The following is a 13,540-nucleotide window of genomic DNA, read 5'->3' as shown; positions in this document are numbered from 1 at the left end:
TATGAGCACCTTCGTCGACATCCACCTGATTCAGAGCCTTCCGCCCTCGTGCGTCAACCGAGATGACTCGGGCTCTCCCAAGTCCGCTCTCTACGGCGGTGTTCGACGCCTGCGGGTCTCGAGCCAGTCCTGGAAGCGCGCCACTCGTCTCTACTTCAACGAGCACCTCGATGCTACTGACGTCGGCATCCGCACCAAACGAGTCGTTGAGCTCCTCGCAGACCGGATCAGCGCGATCGCTCCCGACCTTGCCGACTCCGCCCTCGCTCTAGCCGAGCAGGTGTTCTCCGCAGCCAAGATCAAGGTCGCGCCACCTCGCGGCAAGAAGGACGCACCCGCTGAATCTGGCTATCTTCTCTTCCTGTCCACCAGTCAGATCAATCGCCTGGCCGAGATGGCTACCCGCGCTGCTCACGCAGGTGAGAAGATCGACCCGAAGGAGACAAAGAAGATCTTCAAGGAAGAGCATGCGGTTGATATCGCCCTGTTTGGGCGAATGGTCGCCGACGACGCCGATCTCAACGTCGATGCTGCATGCCAGGTCGCGCACGCCATCTCGACTCACGCCGCAGAAAACGAGTATGACTTCTTCACCGCCGTCGATGACGAGAAGTCACGTGCGATGGAAGAGGACGCCGGTGCTGGAATGATGGGAACCGTCGAGTTCTCCTCGGCAACGATGTATCGCTACGCGACCGTCAACCTTGACATGCTGGTCGAGAACCTGGGAGACCGGGACGCGGCTCTGCGAGCCCTGAGCGTGTTTCTTGAGGGCTTCTGCCTGTCGATGCCCACTGGGAAGCAGAACACCTTTGCCAACAGGACGCTGCCGGACTCGGTGGTTGTCTCGGTGCGGGACGACCAGCCGGTCTCACTCGTCGGTGCCTTCGAGAAGCCCGTCCGCACCACCGAGTCCGACGGCTTCCTGACTCGCTCAGTCGAGGCCCTGGCTAGGTACGAGCACACGATCGAGGAGAACTTTGGGCTGAAGCCTCAGGCCTCGTTCGTGGTCTCCCTCGCTGATGTCCCAGAGCTCGCAAGCCTCGGCGAGCGCATCACCTTCGCTGACCTGCCTGGAAAGGTGTGCGAGGCTGCTGCTCACGGACTTACCCCGGAGCACAGCTGATGTCTGTCCTCCTCCTTCGACTTGCTGGACCTCTGCAGTCGTGGGGAGTCAAGTCCAGATTCACTGTTCGTGGGACTGAACTCGCTCCCACCAAGAGCGGCGTCATCGGAATGCTGGCTGCCGCCGTCGGACGGCGTCGGACTGATCCGATTGAGGACTTGTTGTCGCTACGTTTCGGAGTCCGCAAGGACCAACCCGGCACCGTGCTGCGTGACTTCCACACCGCTCGAACGCTGGACGGCAAGCAAAGCATGCCGCTGTCTGAGCGGTATTACCTTGCCGACGCCGTCTATCTCGCGGCCATCGAGGGAGAGAAGACTCTGCTCGAGGGCCTTGACGTAGCTGTTCGTCACCCCGTGTTTCCTCTCTACCTGGGGCGGCGCTCCTGTCCGCCAAGTCAACCGTTGTCTCTTGGTATCCGGCATGCCTCTCTACTGCAGGCACTCACGGATGAGCCGTGGCAGGCCGCAGATTGGTTCCGCCTACGGCAAGACAACAGCTTCCGCGCCGAGATCGTCATCGATGCTGCCTCTCTAGCTCCAGATGAGCGAGGCTCCGGATACACAACGCTCGACTCCCCCGTCTCCTTCGATCCGCGACGACGTGACTACCAAGCTCGGGAAGTCGAGAGGCTCTTCGTGCCTGTCGGTGACAGCGATCGGCCCGACAGCCACGACCCAATGTCTGATATCGAGGAGGCGGGAAGGTGTTCCTGACGAAGATCGAGCTCGACCCGAGTAGGAGACAGGCACGCCGGTACCTCGGCTCCCCTCAGGTGATGCACGCCGTCGTTCTCAAGGCTGCCGGAGCAACTGCCTCCAGCGGACCAGGCCGCGTATTGTGGCGCGTCGATGAGGCATCCTCGACGATGTCCTTGTACCTCCTGACCCCGTCAAGGCCCGACTGCTCACAGTTCCTCGACGAGGCCGCTCGCATCGGGGCGCAGGCCCGAACCCTTGATTATGAGCCATTCCTGAGCAAGCTGACTGAGCATCAGGTGTGGGCGTTCCGCCTAGCCGCCAACCCTTCCCGAGCGATTTCGCAGGGCATCGGTGTTCGAGGCAAACGACAAGGGCACGTCACGGTCGAGCAGCAACGCCAGTGGCTGCTCTCGCGAGCGGCGGCACATGGTTTCCGCATGCTTCCAGTTAACGGGGCTGCGGAGTCAGTGGGGTCCTCGCTGACGGTGGTTCGTCGGGCACGGCCTGTGTTTGGTCGGTCGAATCCAGAACAGGGACGACGGGACCGCGTGACGATTAACCGAACGGTCTTTGAAGGCCTTCTGCAGGTCACTGATCCTGATCTCCTGCGTACCGCGCTCATATCCGGCATTGGCCGTTCCAAAGCCTACGGTTGTGGTCTCATGACACTCGCGAAAGTGCGGTAACCACCATGGTGCGGGTGCTTCCTGCTCCGGTCTCCGCATTGCCCCGCGTCCAGGACCGGTTGTCATTTCTCTATCTGGAGCACTGCGTCGTCCATCGTGAGGACGGCGCGGTGACGGCGAGGGATGACAAGGGGATCATCCGGCTCCCGGCTGCCTCGCTGACCTCGATCCTCTTCGGTCCTGGAACATCAGTCAGTCACCAAGCCATGATGCTCCTCGGAGAGTGCGGTACCACTGCCGTGTGGGTCGGTGAGCGAGGTGTGCGTTATTACGCGCACGGACGTTCCCTGGCTACGTCGACTCGTCTTCTTCTCGAGCAAGCTGCAAGAGTTTCCTCGCCACAGAAGCGGCTTCGTGTGGCTCGCGAGATGTATTGCATGCGATTCGCGAATGAAGATGTCAGTCGCATGACAATGCAGCAGCTTCGCGGAAAGGAAGGCGCACGCGTTCGCGAGATTTACCGGAGTCATTCCCGTCGCACCGGAGTTCCGTGGACACGCCGTGATTACCGGCCGGACGACTTCGAAGCCTCTGATCCCATCAACCAGGCGCTTTCTGCGGCACACGCGGCCCTGTACGGAGTCGTGCACGCGGTCATCGTGGCCCTCGGATGCTCTCCCGGCCTTGGATTTGTCCACACCGGCCACGAACGATCGTTCGTCTACGACATTGCTGACCTGTACAAGGCAGAGGTGACGATTCCCGTGGCGTTCGACGTTGTTGCTGAAGGTATGGAAGATCTTTCGGCAACAACGCGTCGTCGTGTGCGGGACCAGATCTTCGAGCGGCATGTCATTGAGCGTTCCGTCTCGGACATCTATCGGCTTCTCGGCCAAGAACATACTGAGGATCTCACCGTCAATGTCGTCTCGCTGTGGGACTACCAACGGCAGTCCGTCGCAGGTGGAGCCAATTATGCGATCGGGATGGATGCATCGTGGTCGTCCTGATTCTCTCGGCCGCTCCAGCCTCCCTTCGCGGCGCCGTGACCAGATGGCTCCTGGAGGTCTCTCCAGGAGTATTCGTCGGGCGGTTGTCCGCGCGAGTGCGCGAGCACCTGTGGGAGATGGTCCAGACCTACATCGGGGACGGACGCGCTCTCCTGATCTGGTCGGTCCGTTCAGAACAGCGTTTCGCCGTAGCCTCGTTGGGGCATGAGCGTGAACCTATCGATATCGAGGGGTGCACGGTGATGCGTTCGTCCTATCGTGCCGCTGAGGGCTGGACAGCCATACCCGGAGCAGTCAAGCCGGCCAAGGAGTCCTGGTCGATCGCAGCACGACGACGGCGTTTTCGGAACTCCGCAGAACGCTCTCTAGGTCAGCAGTAAAGGAATACGGCCCACACGCTCACTGGCTTGCTTGAAGTTCCAGCGTTTTCCAAGGGTCGACCCCGCGTGAGCGGGGATGAGCCGCCGCCGGCCTTGTCGCCCGCCTCGCCTAGGCCGTCGACCCCGCGTGAGCGGGGATGAGCCCCCCATCTCCTGCAGGGCCAGCGCGTTGTTCTGGTCGACCCCGCGTGAGCGGGGATGAGCCATGAGCGGCCCCGATCTGCTCGACTTCCGGACGGTCGACCCCGCGTGAGCGGGGATGAGCCAGCCTCATGCGATGCCTACTCCCAGCCACGGGCGGTCGACCCCGCGTGAGCGGGGATGAGCCTGGACGATCCTGAAGAACAAGGGCATGGAGGCCGTCGACCCCGCGTGAGCGGGGATGAGCCGCCTCTGCGCTGGTGGCGTCTCATCGGTGGGGCGTCGACCCCGCGTGAGCGGGGATGAGCCTCACGCACACAGACCGCTAGCAATGGCAGTGCGGTCGACCCCGCGTGAGCGGGGATGAGCCGGCGCAGCGCCAACGATCTCAGGCGGTCAGAGCGTCGACCCCGCGTGAGCGGGGATGAGCCCTCCGTCGCCGACCCGTCGTCGATCCTGCACGCGTCGACCCCGCGTGAGCGGGGATGAGCCCTGGATCGCATACGGTAAACCCGGTTACGCTAAGTCGACCCCGCGTGAGCGGGGATGAGCCCACCTTGTCCCGCACGATGCCGTCGCGGGGGATCGTCGACCCCGCGTGAGCGGGGATGAGCCCAACCTCAACAGCCAGGAACACATCGCGACGATGTCGACCCCGCGTGAGCGGGGATGAGCCCTGTCCGGGATCGGGGAGAAGATCGGGCCCCTGGTCGACCCCGCGTGAGCGGGGATGAGCCGATTCAATCTTCCTGAGCAAGTTGGGGAGTAATGTCGACCCCGCGTGAGCGGGGATGAGCCGGGCAAGGCCCGTATCTGACAGTTGAGGACGGGGTCGACCCCGCGTGAGCGGGGATGAGCCCGCCACCCCCGCCGCCCCCGCCACGACCCTGGAGTCGACCCCGCGTGAGCGGGGATGAGCCCACTCACCTACGACAAATTAGAGGGTGCTTTCGTGTCGACCCCGCGTGAGCGGGGATGAGCCGGACCGCACGCCCTCACTCGACTCCCACGACGACGTCGACCCCGCGTGAGCGGGGATGAGCCCTCACCTCCTGGAAGGGCCCGGAAGCCAGAGACGTCGACCCCGCGTGAGCGGGGATGAGCCGTTCGCCACAGACGAGCATCATCGGGATCGTTGGTCGACCCCGCGTGAGCGGGGATGAGCCGCCAATGCTTGCGCTCCTGATGGCACCGTCGCGGTCGACCCCGCGTGAGCGGGGATGAGCCCCCGCCATGGCGGCGATGAAAGCCCCGGCCCCGGGTCGACCCCGCGTGAGCGGGGATGAGCCGCCGTCGAAGCCCACCAAGCCGCCGGGGGCTCGGTCGACCCCGCGTGAGCGGGGATGAGCCCGATCTCAGGCGGTCAGAGCCACCATCAGCAGGGTCGACCCCGCGTGAGCGGGGATGAGCCCGGGCGGGCCTCGACCTGGCTGGGTACGGCGCGGTCGACCCCGCGTGAGCGGGGATGAGCCCAGGAGCGATAGGAAACCCGTTTGGAAGCGAGAGTCGACCCCGCGTGAGCGGGGATGAGCCCGGGCGGGCCTCGACCTGGCTGGGTACGGCGCGGTCGACCCCGCGTGAGCGGGGATGAGCCCGCCCTCACCTAGTTGCAGTAGGTGGGGGCACTGTCGACCCCGCGTGAGCGGGGATGAGCCCGCCCTCACCTAGTTGCAGTAGGTGGGGGCACTGTCGACCCCGCGTGAGCGGGGATGAGCCCACTGCGACGTGTATGCGCCGCCCGCGCGTGTTGTCGACCCCGCGTGAGTGGGGATGAGCCCTCGTCGATGCCAGCGTCGCCAGCCTCGATGGCGTCGACCCCGCGTGAGCGGGGATGAGCCGACCGGACCCGCTCACCGACAAAGCACCCCGCAGTCGACCCCGCGTGAGCGGGTATGAGCCCTCTTCCTCGTCGATGTCGTCCAGGAGGGTGAGGTCGACCCCGCGTGAGCGGGGATGAGCCCGGCAAGCGCCGCCGCCGGTGGGTGACCGCAAAGTCGACCCCGCGTGAGCGGAGATGCGAAGGAGCAAATGGGCGCCTGCGCCGAGAAACGCGACCTTCCCCCCCCCCGACGTCTCGGGGATATTGCGTTGATCCCAACTGAGCCGCTCAGAGCAGACGGTGGCCGCGCAGCAATGCGCTGCGCGGCCACCGATCTCAGCCCCGTCGGAACACAGGCACCGTGAAGAAGTCGACCGCCGTGGTCACCATCTGCCCGCCGTGGAGCCTCTCACCGGTCCAGAAGTCCTCCCAATCACCCTGAGGAAGGTAGGTCTGCCACTCCTTGGCACCCGGCTGCGTGACAGGATGAACAAGCAGCTTGCTGCCGAGTTTGTACTGCAACGGGTGGTTCCAGATCTCCGGATCGTCCGCGTGGTCGAAGAACAGCGCCCGCATCAGCGGCGCTCCCCCAGCAACACAGTCCTGTGCCTCGCTGGCCAAATACGGCCGCAGCTGCTGACGGAGTGCCACAAACCGACGCGCTACCTCCACCACCTGTGGCTCACCTGCAGCCTCCGCCACGTTCCACGGCGTGCGGTCACGGCACGGACGGCGATGGTGGTTGAACTCAGAGTGGTACTGCATGATCGGCATCAACGCCGACGCAGCAAAGGCACGCATATAGAGCTCGGCGTCCGGGACCGGCCCGGAGAAACCTCCGATATCCCAGCCCCAGTACACGATGCCGCTAGCGCCAGCCGTGATCCCAGCGGTAATCGAGGACCGGAACGCCTCCCAGGTCGAGTTCTCGTCCCCGGCCCAGAAGATCCCATGTGGCTGTGACCCCGCAAAGCCTGAACGGCTGAAGGTCACTGGATCCTTTCCGGCGGACCGCAGCAGCTCCCCGTAGGCCGCCGCGTAGTGGACTGGGAAGAGGTTGTTGGCTTCATCGCCTCGCTGACCATTGGCATAGCACAAGTCGTGCCCCCAGGCGTGCTCTCCGCCGTCGGTCTTGAATCCGTCAACACCCAGGTCCTCAACCAGGTAGCGCCGCTGCTCCGTCCACCATCGCCGTCCAGCCGCGGTTGACAGGTCAGGCAGGTAAGCGCCAGGGAACCACCACCCGCGGTTGCGATAGGCCGACCCGTCAGCCTCCCTAACCATGTGCCCGCTGGCGAGCAGGGAGTCTCTCTGCGCCTGTGCTAGAGCGCTGTCGCTCTGCTCCGCCTTCTGCAGGGGAATCTGCCACAGGAGCACCTTGATACCGCGCTCGTGAAGGTCATGAATCATTCCTGCTGGGTCCGGCCAGGCCCCGTCTGCGGGATAGACCAGGTTCTCGGCTGCAGGCAGCTGCCCTCCGCCCACGTCGTAGGAGGCGTCTCGGAACACCGTAAAGCTCTCCTCGTCAGACCAGGCCTCAATGACGACGGCGCTGATCGGGATCCCCTCGGACTGGTGACGATGCACCTGCTCCATCACCGCAGCCTGGCTGTTCCACTCGTTTCCAGAGGCCCACAGTCCAAACACCCACTCGGGCATCTGGGTCGCTCGCCCCACCTCGTTGAGGAAACCGTTGAGGGTCTCCTGTGGGGTTCCGCTCCACGTCGCGACACGAAGGGCAGGATCGGTGGTGGGGTCAAGATCTGCCTCAATGAGGAGGACTCCGTCCTGTGACGCTGCGACGTCGTACCACGAGCGCCGTGAGGTCTGAAGGTGGAAGCCCCAGGCCCGACCGGTGTTCTCAGAGACGACCATCGCCCATGGCATCGGCAAGTAGGTCCGGTGATGCTGCCCCTGGGACTTGTACTGCTCAAATACGACGGCGTCCAGGCAATGCCCGCGCTGGTCCACCCAGTCGTAACGCTCCCCGAATCCAACGACGTGCTCGTCGCTCGCCAACCGAATGCCGAACCTGACCTTGTGAATGCCTGCGGCCGAACGCAGCCACCGTACCGAGCCAGGAATCAGGCGCTCGTCGTCCAGCTCAAGGCGTCCACACGGCTCCTGTGTCCAGGAGGCCGGTCGCAAGGAGAACTCCTGCGAATGCACAACGCCGTCGGCGCCGGAGGCCACGAACGAGTAGGTTCCCGTCTCGTGCGGCGTGGCGGCGAGTACCACCTGCCATCCGTTGTCCGCCTCCAGGGCGGCCTCTTGGGCAGCCGCGAGGTGCCCGTCGCCCCCAGCCAGCAAGGCGGCGTCGGAGTCAGCGCCATCGACGGCGGCCATTGGTAGGCGTACCGTCCCTGACGGCAGCGAGAGTACACACTCAACGGCCGTGGCAGGCGCCGTCGTCCTGGCCGCAATGATGAGCTCCTCCCCTGCTACCGCGACGGCAGGGCTGCGTTGGTCCAAGGAGCGCGCATAGGGGTGCTCGACGCCGTAGGGGCGATGGAGAATCTGCATGTCGGTCATATTCTTGTTGTCTCTCGTCGGTTGCGGGCAGTGGTCTCCCTGCCCGGTTCGGCGCGCGAGCAGCGGCCGAACCAGGCAGGCATCGGGCTCGGGGGGGGGGATTCGACTCTCCTCGGCCCCGAATTCGGTTAAGGGAGGAGCTAGCCCAGCAAGCTGTCGATCTTCGAGGCTGCCTGCGCCAGTGCTTCCTCCACCGACAGCGCCCCGGCTGCCGCGCTCTCCAGCGCCTGGGTCATCGCATCCTGCATCTCCTGCTGGGAGGCAATCACCGGCGGCAGCACCGTCTTGTCCAAGGACTCCAAGACCGCCTGGCGGTTGGCAGGCTGACCACTGTCAAGATAGCTCTCGAAGGCAGCGTCATCGGCTACGGGAGGAAGCTCCCAGGCAGACGAGAGCCGGATTTCGCTCATCGTGGACGAGGAGGTGAGGTACGTGATCCACTTCGTCGCGGCCTCAGCCTTGGCCGTCGTCGCGCTGACAACCGCACCATTGGTGAACATTGCTGAGGCCTTCGTCGTCTCACCATGCTCGACCACGATGTCCCAGTCGAAGGGAACGTCCTGAAGGCCATCGAACATCCAGATCCCTGAATGCCACATCGCCAGCTTGCCGGACTTGAACAGTTCGGAGTCGAAGTCTGGCGCTCCCGCCCCGTCAGCGGCGGTCGGCATGACGGCGCCGGGCTTACTTACGAGCCATGAGGCCGCTGCAACGCCTTCAGGAGAGTTGAAAGCCGTCCGGGTGCCATCATCGGAGAGGAACTGACCGCCGGACTGAGCCAGTACCTTGTAGAACTCGTGGAAGCTGACAGGCTGGTAGTCGCCGAATGTCTGCGTGGCAGTGTCAGTCAGCCTCTCGGCCGCTTCCCGCTCCTCCTTCCAGGTCCACTCCGACGTCGGCACACCAAGACCGTGCTCCTCGAAGAGCGTCTTGTTGTAGAACAGGACCACATTGCTAAAGGACTCTGGCAGTCCGTACTGGGCGCCGTCCCGAGTAAAGGCTTCAAAGAGCGAGGGCCTGTACGAGCTGGAGTCGATCCCATCGAGCGCCTTGAGCGATCCGTTGGAGGCGTAGGTCACGAAGTTCTCGTAGTTCAGCTCAAAGGCGTCCGAGGCCGTCCCGCCTGCCACAGCAGTCTGGAGCTTGGTGAAGTAGGAGTCGTATGGAACGGTCTCCAGCTTGACGGTGATCTGAGGATTTTCTTCGTGGAACGCGTCTGCGATGGCCTGCAGGTCCTCCTCATGGCCTCCGTTCGCGGAGAAATTCATATAAGTGATGGTCACCGACCCGTCTGCGGCGACCTCCTCACTGTCGCGGGTGGCCGAGCCCTGCGTGCATGCAGCCACAGAGGCCAAGGCCGCCGTCGCCGTCGCGCCGAGGAAGCCTCGGCGAGTCATCAAAGACGTCATTGTCGTGAACCTTTCATCAGTGGGGTAGTTACTTGATGCCGGTGTGCGCCACGCCTGCGATGAGGTGACGCTGCGCGAAGAGGTAAACCAGTGCGATGGGGAGGATGGAGATCACCGAGCCCGCCATGACCACGTCCCAGCGCGTGGTGAACTGTCCCTGCAAGGTCGCTAGACCAAGGGGAAGCGTCTGGAGCTCCGGAGACCGGATCACCACCAGGGGCCACAGGAAGCTGTTCCAGGTGGACATGAAGGCGAGGATGCCGACGGTGGCGAGTGTGGGCTTAATGAGAGGAAGGATGATGAACGCAAAGATCCTCAGATGACCTGCGCCGTCGAGCGTGGCAGCCTCGTCAAGCTCTCGCGGCACGGCCTCGACCGCCTGGCGCAGCATGAACGCACCGAAGGCTGACGCCACCGCCGGGGCGATCAGCGCGAAGTACGTGTCATGCAGGTGCAGGTCCTTGAACATGATGAACAGGGGCACCACCAGGACCTGCAGCGGAATCATCATGGTGGCGAGGTAGAGGGCAAAGAGGAGTCCCTTGGCACGGAACTCGAGCCGGGCAAATCCGTACCCCGCCATAGCGCCGGTCAGGAGCTGAAGCCCAGTAGTGACCACGGAGACCAGGATCGAGTTCGCGATGATCCGCATCATCGGCAGGCTTGTGAAGAGCTCACGGTAGGCGTCAAGAGTCGGGTTCCTCACCACGAGCGAGGGCCCCCCTGCCAAGGAGCCTTCAGGTGTGATCGAGGTGATGAGGGTCCACAGGAACGGGAACACCATGATCACGGCGCCGGCGCAGACCAGGACCGTCAAGGCTCCGCGACCAAGCAGACGACGGTTACGCATGGTGCACCCACTTCCTCTGGCCCCACATCTGAATGAGGGTGATGGTCAGGATCACGCCGAACAGCAACCAGGACAGGGCCGCCGCCTCGCCGGCTCGCCCGTACCGGAACGTGAGGTCATAGATCTGCCCGACGACGACTTGTGAGGCCCCTTGCGGTCCACCGCCAGTCATCACGAAGACCTGGTCGAATACCTGAAAGCCGTTGATGAGGCTGATAACGACGACGAAGAACGTTGAGGGAGTCAGGAGCGGGACGGTGATGTAGCGAAGCCGGGCCCACCAGGTCGCGCCGTCGATTCGTGCCGCCTCATACAGCTCCCCCGGGATTCCTTGCAGCCCGGCCAGCAGGATGACCATAACGAAACCGAGGTCCTTCCAGGCCGAGGCCAGGATGACTGACGCCATCGCCCAGTGGGGGTCCGTCCACCAGCCTGGTTCGGGCAGACCGAGCGCCCCCAGCGCGGTGTTGACTACACCGCTACTGGGGTTGAGGATCCACTTCCACACCAGCGCCACCACGACCCAGGAGGTGATGACCGGCAGGAAGTAGACCGCCCGCAGCAGGCCTCGTGCTGGAAGGCGGGTGTTCAGCACAAGCGCCAGAGCCAGACCACCGCAGTAGACCAAGGGCAGATATCCCAGGACGTAGAGCAGGGTGTGCCAGAAGGCCTGGATGGTTGCCGAATCACTGAGAAGCCTCTTGTAGTTCTCGACGCCGACCCAGGTCGGCGCGGAGATGAGGTTCCAGTTGTGCAGACTCATCCACACCGACTTCGCCATGGGGAAGAAGGTGAAGAGCGCTAACGGCAGGAAGCTGGGCGCGAGGAAGAAGACCGCCCACCGCCCATGTCCACCCCGCGAGCGCCGCGTCGTTGCAGCAGTACTCATGTCAGTTCGACTCCTTCAGTACTTTCTTAAGTGCTAAAGTAAGACATGAAGTAATGACTGTCAAGCAACTTCCGAGCCGGATCAAGGGGACGTATGTTTGCGGCAGCACCAGCGAGGAGGACTTGTGGGACACAACGTGGGAAATGACCTCTCCGACGCCATCATCGGTTTGATCGGCACCAGAGGTCCCCTGTCACGCGCCTCCATTGCACGACAGCTAGGCGTCTCGCCCGCCTCCATCACCCACCTCACCCGTTCTCTCATCGAGGAAGGCGTCCTGCGCGAGGCGGGGACGGACGCGTCCAGCGGAGGCCGCCCAGCGACCCTGCTCGACCTCAATGACAGGCGACGCTACGCCCTCGGAGTCAAGATCACGCCCAACCACCTCGCCGTGACCGAGGTGGAGATGAACAAGGAGCAAGGACCCAGCACCTCGCTCGACCTTGACATGCGCTCCCCCGACGCTCTGGATCAGATCACCCAGGCCGTGGCCCAGGCCGCACGCTCACACCAGGACGAGCTCATGGGAGTCGGACTTGCGATCCCAGGATTCAGCAAGCCCCAGGACCCGGACATCGTCACTGCTCCCATTCTGGGCTGGAACCAGGTGGACCTGGGTCGGCTCGTACGTGAGCGCACGGGTCTGCCGGTCATCATAGACAACGACGTCAACGCTCTCCTTCTCGCCCACCGCTTGTACTCACCCCAGCCCACAGGAGACGACCTTCTCATCACCATCGGTATCGGCATCGGGGCGGCGTTCACCAGCCAGGGGCAGATCATCCACGGCGGACGCGGCGGTGCCGGAGAGCTCGGCCATACGATGATCACTGAGAGCGACGTGCCCTGTTCCTGCGGCCTCTCCGGCTGCCTGGAGGCCCTCATCGGCGACGACGGTCTTGTCCGCCAGGCTCGCAAGGCCGGCCTGCTGACCGCAACCCAAGGCAAGGATCATCTCAACGCTCTGGCCCTGAGCGGCAATGAGGCGGCACGGTCAGTCTTCTACCACGCCGCACTGCTCCTGGGCCGCGCCGCAGCGAATCTCGTCCATCTCCTCGATCCGGACACCGTCACGATCTCTGGCGAGGGAGTCGATGTATGGCCGCTGTGGGAGGCCGGCTTCTCCCACGGGTTCAGGTCGCGCCTGCCCATCCACCGCCGGGACATCCCGGTCACGGTCCAGCCCTGGTCCGAAGACACCTGGGCGTACGGAGCGGCCTCGTTGGTCTTCGCCTCGCCCATCGTCGGCAGACGGGCGTCCTAGAAACCACCTGGGCCCAGTACCCGCGAGCGATTCTTTCTGCCCGTTCCAGGAAGACAGGCATACGGGAAGCTGAGACAACAGAACCACCCGGTCCGCGAGCGCGGCGGGCAGCCTTCCAGGTGCTGGCTGGTGGTTCTATGCGTTGTCCAGGGCGCGGATCTGGGCGATGAAGTCCAGGGACCGGGCGGCGTAGTGGCGGTAGGTGTGCCAGTCGTCGTCCAGGCTGTCTGTCGCGTCGAGCTCCAGGTCCGCCAGCGCCTCGTTGAGGAGAGTGTCGTAGTCAGTCCCCTCAACGTGCGTCTGGATAGCGCTCATGAACTGATGGTAACCGTCAGATCGTTGAGGTCATCGTCACCATCAGTTCATCCCCTCCGGTCACCCTGTCCTCCGCTACGGAGCGACGGCGTCGCTGTTCACGAGACCCGCCGCTTCACGCTCTCCAAGATCGATAACAACTACTTCGACGACGAGCTGTCTTAAGCCTGTTCCTGGACCTGTCCGGGCTCGGGACCCCCGCTCCACTACCTCTCACCGAGACTTCACCTCCTCGTCGTCCCTGGTCTACCTCGCAGCTATCTATCCCCGATAGACCACAGACAGAACGAATCTGTTCCTCACCCGCAGACAGCATGCGAGACTGATGCCTTCCAACCTTGGCGACCTCATCGCGTTCCTGATCGGGCGCACAGCGCTCGTGCTCCTGGTCGTGCTCCCGGCGATGTGGGCTCTCAGCACCGTCATCCGCAGACGCCGCACACAGACCGACCACCCAGGTCGTAGCAGCCGCTACGTC

At 63.9% G+C, this 13,540-nt stretch carries 11 protein-coding genes and 1 CRISPR repeat array; of the genes, 6 read left to right on the top strand and 5 right to left on the bottom strand.

The genetic code is table 11. From position 1 onward, the window contains the following. Position 1: 1 nt before the first annotated feature. Genes cas7e through cas2e form a run of 5 tightly spaced genes read left to right on the top strand, consistent with a single transcriptional unit; the run spans position 2 to position 3,843 of the window. Positions 2–1,126 carry a type I-E CRISPR-associated protein Cas7/Cse4/CasC gene (gene cas7e / locus CYJ26_RS05325; RefSeq protein WP_006548545.1) on the top strand — a complete coding sequence of 375 codons (1,125 nt, stop codon included), beginning with the start codon at positions 2–4 and terminating at the stop codon, positions 1,124–1,126. After that, positions 1,126–1,842: a type I-E CRISPR-associated protein Cas5/CasD gene (gene cas5e / locus CYJ26_RS05320; RefSeq protein ID WP_081449153.1), complete on the top strand. Its 717-nt coding sequence runs from the start codon at positions 1,126–1,128 to the stop codon at positions 1,840–1,842. Before cas7e ends, cas5e begins: the two co-directional genes overlap by 1 nt. Beyond that, entirely contained in the window at positions 1,833–2,513 is a 681-nt protein-coding gene (cas6e, locus tag CYJ26_RS05315; RefSeq protein ID WP_081944995.1) for a type I-E CRISPR-associated protein Cas6/Cse3/CasE, read from the top strand. Before cas5e ends, cas6e begins: the two co-directional genes overlap by 10 nt. A 5-nt stretch (positions 2,514–2,518) precedes the next feature. Beyond that, positions 2,519–3,463 (top strand): type I-E CRISPR-associated endonuclease Cas1e, encoded by a 945-nt coding sequence (cas1e, locus tag CYJ26_RS05310; RefSeq protein ID WP_034237046.1) that lies wholly within the window; start codon positions 2,519–2,521, stop codon positions 3,461–3,463. After that, positions 3,388–3,843 (top strand): type I-E CRISPR-associated endoribonuclease Cas2e, encoded by a 456-nt coding sequence (cas2e, locus tag CYJ26_RS05305; protein WP_316262849.1) that lies wholly within the window; start codon positions 3,388–3,390, stop codon positions 3,841–3,843. Before cas1e ends, cas2e begins: the two co-directional genes overlap by 76 nt. 55 nt (positions 3,844–3,898) lie before the next feature. Next, positions 3,899–6,005: direct repeats of the CRISPR family, unit length 28 nt; unit sequence GTCGACCCCGCGTGAGCGGGGATGAGCC. A 134-nt stretch (positions 6,006–6,139) separates the two neighbouring features. Here the strand turns inward: cas2e and CYJ26_RS05300 are convergent. From CYJ26_RS05300 to CYJ26_RS05285, 4 genes are all read right to left on the bottom strand, one after another. Further along, on the bottom strand, positions 6,140–8,335 hold the full coding sequence (locus CYJ26_RS05300) for a glycoside hydrolase family 31 protein (protein ID WP_101638092.1): 2,196 nt from the start codon (positions 8,333–8,335) through the stop codon (positions 6,140–6,142). Between the two features lie 140 nt (positions 8,336–8,475). Next, positions 8,476–9,744, bottom strand: a complete 1,269-nt coding sequence (locus CYJ26_RS05295; RefSeq protein ID WP_101638091.1) for an ABC transporter substrate-binding protein — start codon at positions 9,742–9,744, stop codon at positions 8,476–8,478. Between the two features lie 28 nt (positions 9,745–9,772). Beyond that, complete coding sequence (locus CYJ26_RS05290; RefSeq protein WP_034237049.1) at positions 9,773–10,594, bottom strand: carbohydrate ABC transporter permease; 822 nt, start codon at positions 10,592–10,594, stop codon at positions 9,773–9,775. Further along, positions 10,587–11,483, bottom strand: coding sequence for a carbohydrate ABC transporter permease (locus CYJ26_RS05285; RefSeq protein ID WP_006548528.1), 897 nt, complete (start codon positions 11,481–11,483; stop codon positions 10,587–10,589). Before CYJ26_RS05285 ends, CYJ26_RS05290 begins: the two co-directional genes overlap by 8 nt. A 124-nt stretch (positions 11,484–11,607) precedes the next feature. Between CYJ26_RS05285 and CYJ26_RS05280 the strand changes: the two genes are divergently transcribed. Beyond that, on the top strand, positions 11,608–12,747 hold the full coding sequence (locus CYJ26_RS05280; RefSeq protein WP_101638090.1) for an ROK family transcriptional regulator: 1,140 nt from the start codon (positions 11,608–11,610) through the stop codon (positions 12,745–12,747). Positions 12,748–12,882: 135 nt separating this feature from the next. Here CYJ26_RS05280 and CYJ26_RS05275 read toward each other — a convergent pair whose 3' ends face one another. Then, a complete protein-coding gene (locus CYJ26_RS05275) occupies positions 12,883–13,062 on the bottom strand; it encodes a hypothetical protein (RefSeq protein WP_034237050.1) in 180 nt (59 codons plus the stop codon). Between the last annotated feature and the right edge of the window lie 478 nt (positions 13,063–13,540).

The organism is Actinomyces urogenitalis (assembly GCF_002861525.1).
Lineage (GTDB): Bacteria > Actinomycetota > Actinomycetes > Actinomycetales > Actinomycetaceae > Actinomyces > Actinomyces urogenitalis.
This window is presented reverse-complemented; position numbering and strand designations above follow the sequence as displayed.

Bases quoted from the DNA above. Each gene is read 5' to 3' on its own strand.
- CYJ26_RS05285 (WP_006548528.1), bottom strand. From the start codon at position 11,483: ATGAGTACTGCTGCAACGACGCGGCGCTCGCGGGGTGGACATGGGCGG.
- CYJ26_RS05300 (WP_101638092.1), bottom strand. From the start codon at position 8,335: ATGACCGACATGCAGATTCTCCATCGCCCCTACGGCGTCGAGCACCCC.
- CYJ26_RS05275 (WP_034237050.1), bottom strand. From the start codon at position 13,062: ATGAGCGCTATCCAGACGCACGTTGAGGGGACTGACTACGACACTCTC.
- CYJ26_RS05295 (WP_101638091.1), bottom strand. From the start codon at position 9,744: ATGACGTCTTTGATGACTCGCCGAGGCTTCCTCGGCGCGACGGCGACG.
- cas7e (WP_006548545.1), top strand. From the start codon at position 2: ATGAGCACCTTCGTCGACATCCACCTGATTCAGAGCCTTCCGCCCTCG.
- CYJ26_RS05290 (WP_034237049.1), bottom strand. From the start codon at position 10,594: ATGCGTAACCGTCGTCTGCTTGGTCGCGGAGCCTTGACGGTCCTGGTC.
- cas5e (WP_081449153.1), top strand. From the start codon at position 1,126: ATGTCTGTCCTCCTCCTTCGACTTGCTGGACCTCTGCAGTCGTGGGGA.
- cas1e (WP_034237046.1), top strand. From the start codon at position 2,519: ATGGTGCGGGTGCTTCCTGCTCCGGTCTCCGCATTGCCCCGCGTCCAG.